At 52.2% G+C, this 15,241-nt stretch carries 15 protein-coding genes; 9 read left to right on the top strand and 6 right to left on the bottom strand.

Annotation, left to right across the window (positions count from 1 at the left end; translation table 11 throughout):
* Positions 1–65 precede the first annotated feature (65 nt).
* Positions 66–1,547: an outer membrane channel protein TolC gene (gene tolC / locus OGW16_RS26085; RefSeq protein WP_286519330.1), complete on the bottom strand. Its 1,482-nt coding sequence runs from the start codon at positions 1,545–1,547 to the stop codon at positions 66–68.
* A gap of 205 nt (positions 1,548–1,752) precedes the next feature.
* Between tolC and nudF the strand changes: the two genes are divergently transcribed.
* From nudF to parE, 5 genes are read left to right on the top strand one after another with little or no spacing between them, the layout of a single operon-like run.
* Positions 1,753–2,385 carry an ADP-ribose diphosphatase gene (gene nudF, locus OGW16_RS26080; RefSeq protein ID WP_043017642.1) on the top strand — a complete coding sequence of 211 codons (633 nt, stop codon included), beginning with the start codon at positions 1,753–1,755 and terminating at the stop codon, positions 2,383–2,385.
* The gene (locus OGW16_RS26075; RefSeq protein ID WP_003024582.1) at positions 2,382–2,804 is read left to right on the top strand and encodes a DUF1249 family protein; all 423 of its coding nucleotides are present in this window, start codon (positions 2,382–2,384) and stop codon (positions 2,802–2,804) included. Before nudF ends, OGW16_RS26075 begins: the two co-directional genes overlap by 4 nt.
* 24 nt (positions 2,805–2,828) lie before the next feature.
* Positions 2,829–3,656: a 3',5'-cyclic-AMP phosphodiesterase gene (cpdA, locus tag OGW16_RS26070; RefSeq protein ID WP_043017641.1), complete on the top strand. Its 828-nt coding sequence runs from the start codon at positions 2,829–2,831 to the stop codon at positions 3,654–3,656.
* A complete protein-coding gene (gene yqiA, locus OGW16_RS26065) occupies positions 3,656–4,237 on the top strand; it encodes an esterase YqiA (protein ID WP_043017640.1) in 582 nt (193 codons plus the stop codon). Before cpdA ends, yqiA begins: the two co-directional genes overlap by 1 nt.
* 28 nt (positions 4,238–4,265) lie before the next feature.
* Entirely contained in the window at positions 4,266–6,158 is a 1,893-nt protein-coding gene (parE, locus tag OGW16_RS26060; protein ID WP_003024571.1) for a DNA topoisomerase IV subunit B, read from the top strand.
* Positions 6,159–6,203: 45 nt separating this feature from the next.
* On the opposite strand, the gene OGW16_RS26055 is transcribed toward parE, so the two are convergent.
* Entirely contained in the window at positions 6,204–7,055 is an 852-nt protein-coding gene (locus tag OGW16_RS26055; protein WP_043017639.1) for a helix-turn-helix transcriptional regulator, read from the bottom strand.
* Between the two features lie 165 nt (positions 7,056–7,220).
* Here OGW16_RS26055 and OGW16_RS26050 point away from each other — a divergent pair, with 165 nt between their 5' ends.
* The 3 genes from OGW16_RS26050 to OGW16_RS26040 are packed head-to-tail and all read left to right on the top strand — an operon-like array spanning position 7,221 to position 11,534.
* Complete coding sequence (locus tag OGW16_RS26050) at positions 7,221–9,041, top strand: DUF2264 domain-containing protein (protein ID WP_080626087.1); 1,821 nt, start codon at positions 7,221–7,223, stop codon at positions 9,039–9,041.
* A 10-nt stretch (positions 9,042–9,051) separates the two neighbouring features.
* On the top strand, positions 9,052–10,320 hold the full coding sequence (locus OGW16_RS26045) for an oligosaccharide MFS transporter (protein WP_075145626.1): 1,269 nt from the start codon (positions 9,052–9,054) through the stop codon (positions 10,318–10,320).
* A gap of 23 nt (positions 10,321–10,343) precedes the next feature.
* On the top strand, positions 10,344–11,534 hold the full coding sequence (locus tag OGW16_RS26040) for a glycoside hydrolase family 88 protein (RefSeq protein ID WP_075145627.1): 1,191 nt from the start codon (positions 10,344–10,346) through the stop codon (positions 11,532–11,534).
* 93 nt (positions 11,535–11,627) lie between these two features.
* Here the strand turns inward: OGW16_RS26040 and OGW16_RS26035 are convergent, their stop codons facing one another.
* The 4 genes from OGW16_RS26035 to qseB form a co-directional block, all read right to left on the bottom strand.
* Positions 11,628–11,942: a putative quinol monooxygenase gene (locus OGW16_RS26035; RefSeq protein WP_042289259.1), complete on the bottom strand. Its 315-nt coding sequence runs from the start codon at positions 11,940–11,942 to the stop codon at positions 11,628–11,630.
* Positions 11,943–11,972: 30 nt separating this feature from the next.
* Positions 11,973–12,554 (bottom strand): NAD(P)H-dependent oxidoreductase, encoded by a 582-nt coding sequence (locus OGW16_RS26030; protein WP_043017635.1) that lies wholly within the window; start codon positions 12,552–12,554, stop codon positions 11,973–11,975.
* 109 nt (positions 12,555–12,663) lie between these two features.
* Positions 12,664–14,013 (bottom strand): quorum sensing histidine kinase QseC, encoded by a 1,350-nt coding sequence (gene qseC / locus OGW16_RS26025; protein WP_172862400.1) that lies wholly within the window; start codon positions 14,011–14,013, stop codon positions 12,664–12,666.
* Positions 14,010–14,669: a quorum sensing response regulator transcription factor QseB gene (gene qseB / locus OGW16_RS26020; protein ID WP_080626089.1), complete on the bottom strand. Its 660-nt coding sequence runs from the start codon at positions 14,667–14,669 to the stop codon at positions 14,010–14,012. The genes qseC and qseB overlap by 4 nt, the downstream gene beginning before the upstream one ends.
* 151 nt (positions 14,670–14,820) lie before the next feature.
* On the opposite strand from qseB, the gene OGW16_RS26015 reads away from it, so the two are divergent.
* Complete coding sequence (locus OGW16_RS26015; RefSeq protein ID WP_005123105.1) at positions 14,821–15,216, top strand: YgiW/YdeI family stress tolerance OB fold protein; 396 nt, start codon at positions 14,821–14,823, stop codon at positions 15,214–15,216.
* Positions 15,217–15,241 lie beyond the last annotated feature (25 nt).

The following is a 15,241-nucleotide window of genomic DNA, read 5'->3' as shown; positions in this document are numbered from 1 at the left end:
CGGAAGAAGAGGCGGATCTTTACGTTGTCTTACGTTCAGACGGGGCCGAAGCCCCGTCATCAGCATCAGTTACGGAACGGGTTGTTGCCGTTGCTGCTGGTTGAACGTGCGGCCGTTGGCTGAGCCGCAGGGATATTGCCCGTGCTGTTAAAGTCATTCACCGCGGCATCTTGCTGCGGATTTTGCGGTGCCACGCTATCCGGAGAAGTTGGGATCGGTTTACCCAGCGTATTGTTCAGCGCCACCAGATCCTGCTCGTTCAGCGTACCGAGCGCAGATTTGACGTTAAGCTGATTAATAAGATAGGTATAACGCGCATTCGCCAGTTGCTGCTTGGCGTTGTACAGCGTGGTGGTGGCATCCAACACATCCACGATGGTACGGGTACCTACGGAATAGCCAGCTTCCATCGCATCTAAAGAGCTTTGGGCAGAGACAACCGCTTGTTTGTACGCGTTAATGCTACTGATGGAAGCATTAATGTTGTTGAACGAAGAACGCACGGTTTGCACCACGCTGCGGTGCGCGCTTTCCAGTTGTTCGCTTGCGCCAACAAAGTTGTACTGCGCTTGTTTCACCTGCGAGTTAACCATTCCGCCCTGGTACAGCGGCAGCGAGAAGCTCAGACCGATTTTGTTCTGGCCCATGTTGCTGTCGTCATACTGGGAACCAGTTGCACCACGGGTTTTAGACCCACTGTAAGAGGTATCAGAAACGCCGGTAGAGGCAGTTAAATCCAGGGTCGGTAAGTGACCATCCTGCGCCTGACGAATCTGCTCACGCGCCAGATCCTGGCTCAAACGCGCCTGCAATAATGACAGGTTGCGGTTTTCTGCTTCTTTCAGCAGTGCGTTTACCGCCTGCGGTTTGTTGGTTTTAAAGCCATCAACGTTCAGAGATGCCAGTTCCGGATAATAGTTACCGGTTACCTGACGCAACTCTTCCACAGCGTTATCCAGATTGTTACGCGCGGTAACTTCGTTCGCCAGCACGGTATCGTATTGTGAACGGGCGTTTTGCACGTCAGTGATGGCGACCAGGCCAACGTTAAAACGCTGTGTGGTCTGATCTAACTGACGATAGACCGCATCTTTTTGCGCCTGAGTGTAAGACAGCACGTCAATCGCGTTCAATACTTTAAAATAAGCGGTAGCGGTATTCAGGATCAGCGTTTGCTGATCGGTCTGATACGTTACGTCCTGGATGCCGGCTGATTTTTCTTGCAGCGTCAGGGTGCGCCATTTAGACATGTCGAACAGCGTCTGAGTCAATTGTAATGACGCGCTGGTTGCGTTGGAGTTGACGCCATTTGCATCACGGTAGCCATTGCTGTAGGTGTAATCGGCACCTAAACCCAGTTGCGGCAGTAATGGGCTACGCGCTTCGTTAATTTTTTCGAATGCAGCATCGCGATCGGCGGCGGATTTACGCAATTCCGGGTTGCTCAGGCGTGCTTGCTGATAAACCTGCATCAGGTTTTCTGCCTGGCTCAAAGTACTGAACCCCGACAGGCTCAGGCCGATAAGGATGGGGAGCAATTTCTTCATTTGCATTCCTTGTTGTGAAGCAGTATTTAGCGCTGATCAAATTGTAAAAATATTTGCTGATTCTAGCAGAATCCGCCACTTCAAAAAGTTGGCGTTACGTGCCATACGGCGTTAATTTGCATCAATTTAACACAAGGGCGTTCAAACATCAGTCAAACGACCTTGAAATTCACATTTTAATCACTATTGGTTTCAGGACAGCACAATGCGTAAACCAGACAACTTGCCAATGACTTTCACTAAAAATGATGTAGAAATTATTGCACGAGAAACGCTGTACCGCGGTTTTTTTTCATTGGATCTTTATCGGTTCCGCCATCGCCTGTTTAACGGCGGTATGAGCGGTGAGGTAAAGCGCGAAATTTTTGAGCGCGGACACGCAGCAGTCTTGCTACCCTTTGACCCTGAGCGGGACGAAGTTGTGCTGGTTGAGCAGATCCGCATCGCGGCGTTTGACACCAGCGAAAGCCCGTGGCTTCTGGAAATGGTAGCCGGGATGATCGAAGAGGGTGAAACCGTTGAGGATGTTGCCCGACGTGAAGCGATGGAAGAGGCCGGGCTGGACGTTAAACGCACGAAGCCCGTTCTGAGCTATCTGGCAAGCCCGGGCGGCACCAGCGAGCGCCTGTCTATTTTAGTTGGCGAAGTGGACGCCACGACCGCGAGCGGGATCCACGGTCTGGCTGATGAAAACGAAGATATTCGTGTTCATGTGGTGAGTCGGGAGCAGGCTTACCAATGGGTAGAAGAGGGGACAATCGACAACGCGGCTTCTGTCATCGCCTTGCAATGGTTACAGCTGCACTATCAAGAGTTAAAAACTGAGTGGAAAAAATGAAGCGTTACACACCTGACTTCCCTGAAATGATGCGCCTGTGCGAAACCAACTATTCGCAATTGCGCCGCCTGTTGCCGCGTAATGACGCAGCCGGTGAAACAGTGAGCTATCAGGTAGCAAACGCACAATATCGGTTAACGATCGTTGAATCGACCCGATACACTACGCTTGTCGCGATCGAACAAACGGCACCGGCAGTCACTTACTGGAGCCTGCCGTCATTGACTGTGCGCCTGTATCATGACGCAAGGGTGGCTGAAGTGTGTTCGAGTCAGCAGATCTTTCGCTTCAAAGCGCGGTATGATTATCCAAATAAAAAGTTGCATCAACGCGACGAAAAGCATCAAATTAATCAGTTTCTGGCCGACTGGTTACGGTACTGTTTAGCACATGGAGCGATGGCGATTCCGGTTTATTAGCGTCGTGAAACCTAAGGACACCATTTGGAAAGCCTGTTAACCCTTCCTTTGGCTGGTGAGGCCAGAGTCAGGATCTTACAAATTACAGACACTCACCTGTTTGCCGAAAAGCATGAAACGCTGCTGGGTGTGAACACCTGGGATAGCTATCAATCCGTACTGGATGCAATACATGCAGAGTCTCCTGAGTACGATCTGATCGTCGCGACGGGGGATTTGGCGCAGGATCAATCCGCTGCGGCCTATCAGCATTTTGCTGAGGGCATCGCAAGTTTTCGTGCGCCCTGCGTTTGGCTACCGGGCAATCACGATTTTCAGCCAGCAATGTACAGCGCGCTTCAGGATGCAGGGATTTCCCCCGCTAAACGCGTCTTCATTGGCGAGCAGTGGCAAATCTTGTTGCTCGACAGTCAGGTGTTCGGCGTTCCACACGGTGAGTTAAGCGAATTTCAGCTCGAATGGCTGGAACGTAAACTTGCCGATGCGCCTGAGCGCAATACCTTACTGCTTCTGCATCATCATCCTCTGCCTGCGGGCTGTAGCTGGCTCGATCAGCATAGCCTGCGTAATGCCGCAGAGCTGGATAACGTGCTGGTGAATTATCCTCGCGCTAAATATCTGTTGTGCGGGCATATTCATCAGGAGCTGGATCTGAACTGGAACGGACGCCGCCTGCTGGCGACGCCGTCGACCTGCGTGCAGTTCAAGCCGCACTGTTCCAACTTCACGTTAGATACCATTAGCCCCGGCTGGCGGACGCTGGAGCTTTTTGCTGACGGGACGTTGCAGACTCAGGTACGTCGTCTGCAGGGTAATCGCTTCCACCCTGATACCGCTTCAGAAGGCTACTGATGTCTACGCTTCTCTATCTTCACGGATTTAACAGTTCTCCTCGCTCGGCGAAGGCGTGCTTGCTGAAAAACTGGCTGGCGGAGCACCATCCGCACGTTGAGATGATCGTACCGCAACTGCCGCCGTATCCGGCCCAGGCCGCAGAGATGCTGGAATCGATCATTCTTGAACATGGCGGAGAGTCGCTGGGCATTGTCGGTTCCTCGTTGGGAGGCTATTACGCCACCTGGCTGTCGCAATGTTTTATACTGCCAGCGGTGGTAGTGAACCCTGCTGTCCGACCTTATGAACTGCTGGTCGACTATCTCGGTCAAAACGAGAACCCCTACACGGGGCAGCAATATGTGCTAGAGTCACGCCATATTTACGATCTTAAAGTCATGCAGATTGACCCGCTGGAAGCGCCGGATTTGATCTGGCTGCTTCAACAAACGGGCGATGAAGTGTTGGACTACCGCCAGGCGGTGGCGTATTACGCCTCCTGCCGCCAGACAGTTATTGAGGGCGGAAACCACGCATTCACGGGCTTCGAAGATTATTTCAACCCGATTGTCGATTTCCTTGGACTGCACAGTTTCTGACGATCAATTCGAATTGCTTATTTAAACCATGACGCAAACTTATAACGCTGATGCCATTGAGGTACTCACTGGGCTTGAGCCGGTACGCCGTCGCCCGGGGATGTACACCGATACCACCCGTCCGAACCATCTTGGACAGGAAGTGATTGATAACAGTGTGGATGAAGCACTGGCGGGCCACGCGAAACGCGTGGACGTGATCTTACATGCCGACCAGTCTCTGGAAGTTATTGATGATGGCCGTGGCATGCCGGTAGACATTCACCCTGAAGAAGGCGTTCCGGCGGTAGAGCTGATCCTCTGTCGTCTGCACGCGGGCGGTAAATTCTCCAACAAGAACTATCAGTTCTCTGGTGGTTTGCATGGGGTGGGGATCTCTGTGGTTAACGCCCTGTCGAAGCGTGTGGAAGTGAACGTGCGCCGTGACGGGCAGGTGTACAACATCGCGTTTGAGAACGGCGATAAGGTGCAGGATTTACAGGTTGTCGGTACCTGCGGTAAACGCAATACCGGAACCAGCGTGCACTTCTGGCCGGATGAAAGCTTCTTTGACAGCCCGCGCTTTTCCGTTTCGCGCTTAACGCACGTACTGAAAGCTAAAGCGGTGCTGTGCCCGGGCGTTGAGATCACCTTCAAGGATGAGGTCAATAACAGCGAACAGCGCTGGTGCTACCAGGATGGTCTGAATGACTATCTGAGCGAAGCGGTGAATGGCCTGCCGACGCTTCCTGAAAAACCGTTTATCGGTAATTTTAGCGGTGAGACGGAAACTGTGGACTGGGCGCTGCTCTGGCTGCCTGAAGGCGGCGAGCTGCTGACCGAAAGCTATGTGAACCTGATCCCAACTATGCAGGGCGGTACGCACGTTAACGGTCTGCGTCAGGGTCTGCTGGATGCGATGCGCGAGTTCTGTGAATACCGCAATATCCTGCCGCGCGGCGTGAAGCTGTCGGCGGAAGATATCTGGGATCGCTGTGCTTACGTGCTGTCAGTAAAAATGCAGGATCCGCAGTTTGCCGGACAAACCAAAGAGCGCCTCTCTTCGCGTCAGTGTGCGGCATTCGTCTCTGGCGTCGTGAAAGATGCTTTCAGCCTGTGGCTGAACCAGAATGTGCAGTCGGCTGAACTGCTGGCTGAGATGGCGATTTCCAGCGCCCAGCGTCGTTTGCGTGCGGCGAAAAAAGTGGTGCGTAAAAAGCTGACCAGCGGTCCGGCGCTGCCGGGGAAACTGGCGGACTGTACCGCTCAGGATCTCAATCGCACCGAACTGTTCCTCGTCGAAGGTGACTCGGCGGGCGGATCGGCAAAACAGGCGCGCGATCGTGAATATCAGGCGATCATGCCGCTGAAAGGTAAGATCCTCAATACCTGGGAAGTTTCTTCCGATGAAGTGCTGGCCTCGCAGGAAGTTCACGATATTTCGGTGGCGATCGGCATCGATCCGGACAGCGACGATCTGAGCCAATTGCGCTACGGCAAGATCTGTATCCTGGCGGATGCGGACTCCGATGGTCTGCACATCGCCACGCTGCTTTGCGCATTGTTTGTGAAACACTTCCGCACGCTGGTGAAACACGGTCACGTCTACGTGGCGCTGCCGCCGTTATACCGTATCGACCTTGGTAAAGAGGTGTATTACGCACTGACGGAAGAAGAGAAAGCGGGCGTGCTGGAGCAGTTAAAGCGCAAGAAAGGCAAGCCGAACGTGCAGCGCTTTAAAGGTCTGGGCGAAATGAACCCGATGCAGTTGCGTGAAACCACGCTGGATCCGAACACCCGTCGCCTGGTGCAGCTCATCATTGATGATGAAGACGATCAGCGTACCAACGCAATGATGGATATGCTGCTGGCCAAGAAGCGTTCTGAAGATCGCCGTAACTGGTTGCAGGAGAAAGGCGACCTGGCGGATCTCGAAGGATAATTGACCGTGAATGCCGGATGGCGGCGTAAACCGCCTTATCCGGCGTTACTGTTTATGCCGCTTGCGATACTGCAGCGGCGTCTCGCCAATGCCTTTGCCGAAGGCGCTGATAAAGTACGTCACCTCTGAAAATCCTACCTTTTGCGCAATCTCCCGCACGCTGATTTCACTGTGTAGCAGCGCTTCACAGGCTTTTCGCAGACGTAGAGTATTGAGATAGTCGAGAATGCTCTCGCCCGTTTCCATCTGGAAGCGGCGGGAAACATAGCTTTTTGATTTGCCCAGCTCCTGCGCCAGCGCCGCCAGACTAAATTTGTGGGTGTAATGCTCATCCAGCCAGAACATTACCTGACTGGCAATTCCACTGCTAATTTCTGGCATATTGCCGTTATCTTCGGGTAACAGGCTGAATAAATTAACTAACAGACAGGCAACCTGCTCAGTGTTCAGCGGCTTCTGTGCAGCCATTTTTTCATAACGGCTGAAAAGAAAATCAACATGGGTGTGGATATCCGCCGCGTCGACAACCCATGCTTCGCTGCCGCGCACGCTCAGATTTTGCAGATGCTGCTGAGTGTGCGGAAAGTCGCGTAGCACCTTCAGCACCGCATGTTGATCGAGATGAATAATGGTACGCCGATAACCATCCCGCGCCTGCTCGTCGACCCATATCTTGTGTAGGGTAAACGGCGGAAAAAAGAACATCCGTCCTGGTCGCATGGTGAACTGCTTATGGTCAACCGTGACCACGCCAAAGCCTTCTTCCACATACAGCACTTCCAGACACTGATGCCAGTGGTGGTAACGCACCGTATTGGCGAATAAACGGCTGAACGATGCAATCGCATCGTTGAGGGCGATCAGCTCCAGATGTTCTTGCTGTGAGGATAAGGTCATAGTGCAATAAATTTAAATTTTTTCCGCCGAATAGTAATTTATAAACCCTATTTTTAAATTTCCTCAATCGCTGTTTTACTTTAATGCTGGTGGTGTGATTGACGTAACATTTCTGCTGCTCTGCGATTCACTATTCTTTAGCCACTTAATTCAGAGGGGCAGAGTATGTGGTCAACAACTGAAGAAAAATCAAATCCATTGTCATCACGCGAAGACGTAACGTGCGCTGTTCACGCCATTTTGCGTGCGCTGGATCAGCAGTTTCCGGTAGGACAGGCTCAGTTTTCACTTGGCAATACCTGTGCTCACTACAGCGTGGATATTGCCTGTATGGAAGGACTTTCCCGGGCGCTGTGGGGACTGTTTCCGCTGATGGCGGGCGGGGCTGATGCGCCGTATGCCGAAAAATACATTCAGGCGATAAAACTTGGCACCGATCCGCAAAGTCCACACTACTGGGGGGATACCGGCCCGTACGATCAGCGCCTGGTCGAGATGGCTGCATATGGTCTGGGTCTGGCATTGTTACAGACGCAACTGACGGACTGCTTCTCCTTGCGCGAACGTGAAAATCTGCATTGCTGGCTGAACCAGATAACCGACGCGCAAATGCCGGACAGCAACTGGAACTACTTTGCGATTATCGTTCAGCTTGGCTTCAAGCGGGCGGGTCTGCCTTATGATCAGGCTGCTATCGATCGCCGTTTTGAGCTGATGGAAGCCTACTATCTCGGTGACGGCTGGTATTCCGATGGTCCCGGGCGTCCGAAAGATTACTACATCTCTATGGCCTTCCATTTTTATGGCCTGTTATATGCCACCCTAAGCCCCGATGATGCCGATCGTGCCGCCACTCTGCGTGAGCGCTCGCGTCTGTTTGCCGAAGATTTCATTTATCTGTCCGCAGCAGACGGCGCATCGGTGCCGTTTGGCCGCAGCCTGACCTACCGCTTTGCCATGGTTGCGTTCTGGAGCGCAGTAGCGTTTGCTGAACTGGATGTCTTTTCGCCAGGCGTCATTAAAGGCGTGATCCTGCGCCATTTGCGTTGGTGGCAGAAGCAGCCGATTTTCGATCGTGATGGCATTCTGACACTGGGGTTTGCCTATCCGAACCTGGCGATGTGCGAAGATTACAACTCGCCGGGATCGCCCTACTGGGCATTGAAGGTCTTTTTGATCCTCGCTCTGCCCGAGAAGCATCCCTTCTGGCAGGCTGAAGAGCAGGCCTTACCCGTACTTGATGAAAAACGGGTGATTACGCATGCCGCGCAGATCATGCAGCACAGTGAGCATTCTGAACATGTCACGATGCTGACCTCAGGCCAGCTTGAACTGAACAACTACGTCAATACCGAAGCCAAATACACCAAATTCGCCTACTCCAGCCGTTTCGGTTTCACCATTGAGCGTGGCCGTTACGGCATCAAACATGCGGCCTGTGACTCTATGCTGCTGTTGGCAGACGGCGATGGCTACTATCGTGGCCGTCGTCAGTGCGATGACGTTCGGGTTGATGAGAATTTTATCTGGTCCCGCTGGTCTCCCTGGCATGACGTTACCCTTGATACATGGCTGGTCCCGTTTGGTGAGTGGCATCTTCGTTTGCATCGTATTCACAGCGCGCGAAGCCTGCAAACGGTGGAAGGGGGATTTGCGGTAATGAAAGCCGAGCCTCAGCTACGCGATCGCGGCTGTCTCATTGCGGCACGTAATGGAACCAGCGTTATCGTTGATCTTTCACCGTCCATAGTTCGTCAGCCAGACAACGTGGTCACGCCGCCAAACAGCAGCATCATGTTCCCTGAATGCGCCTCGATCCCTGTGCTTACCGCCGAAATCCCACAGGGCGAAAGCTGGCTTTGCTGCGCCGTGAGCGCCAGTGGACAGCAAAGACAGTACGCCGCCGTTCCGCTGCTTTCTATCAACAATAGCCAGGTTGTTATTCAGCAGCCTGAAAGTGCACGCCAGTTGTCGTTCTTTTTATAGCGAGGATGGTATGAAAAATAATTCAATGGGAAATCGGACTGAATATTATAAAATAAGTAGTTTTATATTCCTCTATTTCTTTACATGGTCTGCAAGTATTGGTCTGCTGGCTATCTGGTTAGGGCAAAAAGCGCAATTGAGTGGTACGGTGATCGGCACCGTATTTGCCGTGAATGGTATTTTTTCGGTTATTCTGAAACCTATTTATGGCTATATTCTCGATAAAATAGGGATGAGTAAATATCTGCTCTATTTTGTCGTGGTGATGTCTGCATTAATGGCACCCTTTTTTATTTATGTCTATCAGCCATTATTACTGTCCAATACAATGCTGGGCATTATCGTTGGCGCGATTTACTTAAGCTTTGCGTGGTATGCCGGGGTGGCTGCCTGTGAATCGTATTCCGATCGCTACAGCCGCCTGAACGGCATGGAGTTTGGGCAAATCCGCATGTGGGGGTCACTTGGCTGGGCAGTGGCGTCATCGTTCTCTGGCCTGCTATTTAACCTCTCTCCGGCCTATAACTTTATGCTCGGCAGCGTGGCGTCGGTGGTGATGCTGGTCGTTCTGCTGAGTCTGAAAGTCAATGTCAATGCGGCCAACGCCTCGGAGGTGTTAACCAAAGAGAAAATCGCCCCGGCGGATGTGTACGCCCTGCTGCGAAATCGCAAATTCTGGGCATTCTGCCTGTATGTTGCAGGCGTAGCGTGGATGATGTTCATCGCTGAGCAGCAGTTCTCCCGCTACTTCGTCACTTTCTTCTCGGATGTGCATGAAGGGAACGCCGTGTTTGGTTATCTGGGGACGGTGCAGTCGGGAATGGAATTTGTCATGTACATGGTCATTCCGTTATTCGTCAATTACGTTGGCGCAAAGCGTGGCCTGCTGATTGTTGGGGCGCTGGTGGGCGCACGGTTGGTTATCTCTGGCCTGTGCGACTCTCATCTGCTCATTTCTGTGCTGAAACCGCTATACGGTCTGGAGATCTGTTTATTACTGGTTTCCGTCTTTAAATATATTGCCGAGCATTTTGATAAACGGGTAAATGCGACCATGTATTTACTGGGTTATCAGGCCATGCTGTATGTCGGTAACGTAGTAGTTTCATCACCTGCTGGATTAATGTATGACCGGATCGGTTTTGAGAAGACATATATCATTATGGGCATTGTGGCGCTGATCTTTACATTGATATCAGCATTTACTTTATCTGCCTGTCAGAGCAAACGAGGCAAAAATATCGCTCTCGATATTGCTGAAAATAATCCTGCAAAATAATTTACGTAAGAAGGAACCGAAATATGTTAAATCATATCGTTGAGGAATCGTTGCGCGTATTTCCTGGCAGCCCGGTTAATCCTGGTAGCTTTCAGGATCAAATGAGTAGCGCTCGAGAACATGTCCTCGAATTGATTAGCCGTCATTTAACGGAATTCGGTGAACAATTTCCTGCCGAAACCTGTGTGCAAGGTTATTACCCGCTGACAGATAATGTGGAATGGACGACCAGCTTCTGGACCGGGCAGTTATGGCTGGCGTGGGAAATGAGTGGTGAGAGCAAATTTCGTGAGATGGCGGAGAAACATGTGCGTTCGTTTGGCTTGCGTATTGGCGGACGCCACGATACCAACACCCACGACCTGGGATTCCTCTACACGCTTTCCTGCGTGGCGGCCTGGCGATTGACGGGTAATCGTGATGCGCGAGGGTTTTCCCTGATGGCGGCAGAAGCGCTGTTGGAGCGTTTTCATGAAAAGGCGCAGATCATCCAGGCATGGGGCGATCTTCGCGATCCCGAGCAGGCCGGGCGGATGATCATCGACTGCAATATGAATCTGCCGCTGTTGTACTGGGCAAGCGAGCAAACGGGCGATCTGCGTTTTGCGAATGCCGCCAAAGCGCACGTTGCGCAGGCAGCAAAATACCTGATCCGCCAGGATGCCTCGACCTTCCACACCTACTATATGGACGTGCAAACCGGCGAGCCGCGTTACGGTAATACTCAGCAGGGCTATGCCGACGATTCTTGCTGGTCGCGTGGGCAGGCGTGGGGAATTTATGGTTTTCTGCTGAGCTATATCTACACCGGTGATACCCAGATGGTGCAGCTGTCGAAAAAGTTGGCCAACTATTTTCTTAATCGTTTGCCGGAAGATGCCGTTTGCCATTGGGATCTGGCATTAGTCGGGACCGATGCGCTGCGCGATTCATCTTCGGCAGCGATTGCCGTCTGCGGTCTGCTGGAGCTGATTAAACACCTGCCGGTGACCGATCCGGATCGCGAACGCTATCAGCAGTGGGCGATGGGGATCATGTCTTCGCTGACCAGGCACTATCTGATGGGCAAAGATGAGCTGGGGAATGGGCTACTGAAACACTCGGTGTATCACCTGTCGAGCAACAAAGGGGTCGATGAGTGCGCAAGCTGGGGGGATTATTTCTACGTTGAGGCGTTAATGCGCTTCACTCAGAGCTGGAAGCTTTACTGGTAAAGAATGCCCGGTGGCGCTGCGCTTACCGGGCCTGGAGATTGCTGTGTAAGCCGGATACGTCTGTTTGTGGCGTTATCCGGCAAATCGACAATCTTAAATGCCAGATTCCAGAATACGAATATTCATCTCCAGCACATCACCTTTCACGGCTTCGCTATAGGCTTTCATGTGCGGTGTCTGCAAATGCGCTTCAAGATGCGCAATGCTTTCCCACTGTTCAATCATTACGATTGAGTCCGGGGCCGTGGTCTGAAAACTGACGCCAGCAGCATGATCGACCATCGGCGCGTAGCCGTGGCAGCCTTCTTCTTTCAGTACGGTCGGAACGATTTTAGCGAACTGATCCAGTACCGCCTGGCGGTGATGTTGACCTGGACGTGTACGGATTTCTGCAATAACGGTAAGCATGGTTAACTCCTTCTAATTCCAGGTTACCAGTTAACCAAAAATTTCGTTCAGATGCTTGCGATATTCTGCGATATAACGCGGGACGTCCGGCATTTTAATCACGTCATTGGTGATAAAGGTCGGCAGCGCTTCCATTCCCAGGAACTGGTTTGCTTTATGGAACGGGAGATAAACGCCATCAACGCCAACGCCATGGAAGAACTGATCTTTTTCTGTGAAGGCTTCCATCGGTGCGTTCCAGGTCAGAGACAACATGTATTTTTTGCCCTGAATCAGCCCGCCGGAACCGTATTTTTTAGAGGCATCTGAACGTGTACGGCCATCGCTGGCATACAGCGTACCGTGACCTGCGGTAAACACGTCATCGATGTATTTTTTCACGGTCCACGGTGCGCCCATCCACCAGCCAGGCATTTGCCAGATAACCGCATCGGCCCACACGAAGTTCTGCACTTCTGTTTGAACGTCATAATCGCTGTCTGCGCGTACGACTTTAACATCATGCCCGAGGTCGCGCAGGATACCGTCCGCGACCTCGGTCAGGGTGTCATTCAGTTGACCATTAGAATGGCCGAATTTTTTCGCACCATTGATAATCAGAATGTTGCTCATTTTGTGTCCTCAAGGAAATACGTTTGAGGACGATTTTACTCCCACCAGCGGTGCGGTGAAATTAGCAAAATGTGCAAAGTCTTTTGCTGTTTGAGCAATAATAACCCAGTTACCAACTGACCTTAGCTTCAAAGCCACCTTGCGGAGCGTTACCAAATGAGGCTGACATTCCATGCAAAGTCGCGATACGGCGGACAATCGACAGGCCGAGACCGCTGCCGGTCACGCTTTGTCCCGGTGGACGATAAAAACGTTCACCGATGTGGGTAAGGACCTCAGGCGCGATGCCAGGACCATTATCTTTGACGCTGAAATTGCGGGCGTTGAGCGTCACTTCCACAATGCTACCCTGCGGACTGTAGCGGATCGCATTATCCAGCAGATTTCGTACCATCAGGCTGAGTAACAGCGGCTGTCCTGTACGCGTAATGTCGTGCGCGTTAATCTGCAAACGCACATCGATGTGCGCCTGCTGGGCCGGGTGGTAGATATCCATCACCGCGGATTGCAGTAGCTCCTCCAGCGAGATTTCCGCTACATCCTGAAGATTGTCGAGGGAGTCGAGGCGCGAAAGCGTCAGGAGCTGATCGACCAGTCGGGTGGCGCGTTCAATACCGGTTTGCATCTGCATTAAGGCTTTTTGCCTTGCCTGCGGATCATCGTCAGACAATTGCGCCACTTCGGCCTGTACTTTCAGCGCGGTGAGTGGGCTACGTAGTTCATGAGCCGCATCGGAAGTAAAGCGCCGTTCGCGCACCATGGTGGTGTGAATACGGATAAAAAGTTGGTTGAGCGATTCAACCAGCGGGCGAACCTCGCCGGGAATGCCTTTTAAACTGAGGGGATCTTCAGATTCCGGGTCGCGCAAACGTAACGCCTGCGCCAGTTTTTTCAGGGGGTTGAGCTCAAGACTTAACAATACGATCAGGATTAATAGCATCAATGGCAATGCGATAAGCCAGGGTACCAGTTGCGTTGTCACAATCGCCAGGGCCATGTCTTCACGGTATTCCCATTCCTGCCCCACAACGATGCGGTATTTTTTATCCGCCGACGTCAGCCAGACAAAGCGCCATTTATCGTTGTCGCCGGTTAAATAGCCATCGTCAAAACCTTCCCGACGATAGCTATAGGGAATGTACTGACCATTGTCGCCATCGTGGAGCACCATTTTCCCTTCTGGCGTATAGACAGCAAAGGTCAGCACATCGTCATCAATATGGCCATGTTTGAATTTTTTCGGCGTATGCGCAATGCGCTCTGAGGCTTTTAGCTCGTCAAGATCCAGCGTGCTGAGCCGTTTGGCGAACAGCATCAGTTGCGTATCAAACAGCTCATCGACGTTATCGGTAGTCTGCTTCCAGGCCACAAAGCTGGAAACGGCCCAGGTCGCTGATGCCAGAATCAAAAAAATAAGCGTTAGCCTGACGCGCAGGCTGAGGCGTTGTGTGAGTTTCATGCGTCACCCAGGGTGTAGCCAATGCCATGCACGGTACGGATAAAGTCGCTGCCGAGCTTACGGCGTAAGTGATGGACGTGTACTTCAACCGCATTGCTGGAGACGTTCTCGTCCCAGGTATACAGTTTTTCTTCAATCAGTTTGCGTGGCAGGACGCGACCTTTGTTGCGCATAAGTAGCTCCAGCAGCGCGAACTCTTTGGGTTTGAGAGACAAAGGCTCATCCGCCGCCGTGGCGACCAGCGCGCCGGGATCGAGCGTCACCTGACCATGGCGTAATATGCTGCTGGCCTGGCCGCTGGCACGGCGCACCAGCGCCTCCAGCCTCGCGGCAACTTCAATCAGCGCAAAGGGTTTGCAAAGATAGTCATCCGCGCCCAGACGTAAGCCTTCAACGCGTTCTGCCAGCGCGTCGCGAGCGGTCAGGATCAGCACCGGCTCCTGCTTCCCGTTGGCTCGCCATTCGCGCAAGATGTCCCGTCCGTCAATGCCAGGCAGCGTCAGGTCGAGGATAACTGCATCATAAGGAGCGCTATAAAGCGCTTCTTTCCCCTGACGGCCTTCGCTAAACCAGTCGATGCTGAAACCCATTTTATTCAGACCCGTTTTCAGGCCATCGCCAATCAATGTGTCATCTTCGATCAGTAAAATACGCATATGTTCTTCCCTGCCGCCGCTTTCTTTACCATCAGTAAACCTGTGGCTACAGCCTCTGTACAGCAAAAAAAGTATCTTTTTTTGCCTTAAGAACTTGTTAAGGATTAACTTATTTAATAGTCGTAAACCAACATGAAAGGGAGACATGACGATGAAAAAATTAGCTGCAATGGTTGCCGTAATGGCACTGTGTTCCGCACCTGTTCTGGCAGCTCAGCAGGGCGGCTTCTCTGGACCAACCACCACCACGCAAAGCCAAAACGGCGGATTTGTCGGCCCGAACGGTAGCAGCACAACGGTAGAAAGCGCCAAATCGCTGCGTGATGACACCTGGGTTACCCTGCGTGGGAACATCGTTGAACGTATTTCCGACGACCTGTATGTGTTTAAAGATGCGACCGGCACGGTGAATGTGGATATCGACCACAAGCGCTGGAACGGTGTAACCGTCACGCCGCAGGATGTGGTTGAAATCCAGGGCGAGGTGGATAAAGACTGGAACTCCGTTGAAATCGACGTGAAACAGATTACCAAAGTTGCCAAATAATCCCCATCAGGGCCGCATTCGCGGC

The organism is Citrobacter sp. Ce104, assembly GCF_030334595.1.
Lineage (GTDB): Bacteria > Pseudomonadota > Gammaproteobacteria > Enterobacterales > Enterobacteriaceae > Citrobacter > Citrobacter europaeus.
Note: the sequence above shows the minus strand (reverse complement) of the source record. Positions and strands in the feature narration are given on the sequence as shown.

Excerpts from the sequence above, each read along its gene's own strand:
- tolC (WP_286519330.1), bottom strand. The coding sequence starts at position 1,547 with ATGAAGAAATTGCTCCCCATCCTTATCGGCCTGAGCCTGTCGGGGTTC.
- nudF (WP_043017642.1), top strand. The coding sequence starts at position 1,753 with ATGCGTAAACCAGACAACTTGCCAATGACTTTCACTAAAAATGATGTA.
- OGW16_RS26075 (WP_003024582.1), top strand. The coding sequence starts at position 2,382 with ATGAAGCGTTACACACCTGACTTCCCTGAAATGATGCGCCTGTGCGAA.
- yqiA (WP_043017640.1), top strand. The coding sequence starts at position 3,656 with ATGTCTACGCTTCTCTATCTTCACGGATTTAACAGTTCTCCTCGCTCG.
- parE (WP_003024571.1), top strand. The coding sequence starts at position 4,266 with ATGACGCAAACTTATAACGCTGATGCCATTGAGGTACTCACTGGGCTT.
- OGW16_RS26055 (WP_043017639.1), bottom strand. The coding sequence starts at position 7,055 with ATGACCTTATCCTCACAGCAAGAACATCTGGAGCTGATCGCCCTCAAC.
- OGW16_RS26050 (WP_080626087.1), top strand. The coding sequence starts at position 7,221 with ATGTGGTCAACAACTGAAGAAAAATCAAATCCATTGTCATCACGCGAA.
- OGW16_RS26045 (WP_075145626.1), top strand. The coding sequence starts at position 9,052 with ATGAAAAATAATTCAATGGGAAATCGGACTGAATATTATAAAATAAGT.
- OGW16_RS26040 (WP_075145627.1), top strand. The coding sequence starts at position 10,344 with ATGTTAAATCATATCGTTGAGGAATCGTTGCGCGTATTTCCTGGCAGC.
- OGW16_RS26035 (WP_042289259.1), bottom strand. The coding sequence starts at position 11,942 with ATGCTTACCGTTATTGCAGAAATCCGTACACGTCCAGGTCAACATCAC.
- OGW16_RS26030 (WP_043017635.1), bottom strand. The coding sequence starts at position 12,554 with ATGAGCAACATTCTGATTATCAATGGTGCGAAAAAATTCGGCCATTCT.
- qseC (WP_172862400.1), bottom strand. The coding sequence starts at position 14,013 with ATGAAACTCACACAACGCCTCAGCCTGCGCGTCAGGCTAACGCTTATT.
- qseB (WP_080626089.1), bottom strand. The coding sequence starts at position 14,669 with ATGCGTATTTTACTGATCGAAGATGACACATTGATTGGCGATGGCCTG.
- OGW16_RS26015 (WP_005123105.1), top strand. The coding sequence starts at position 14,821 with ATGAAAAAATTAGCTGCAATGGTTGCCGTAATGGCACTGTGTTCCGCA.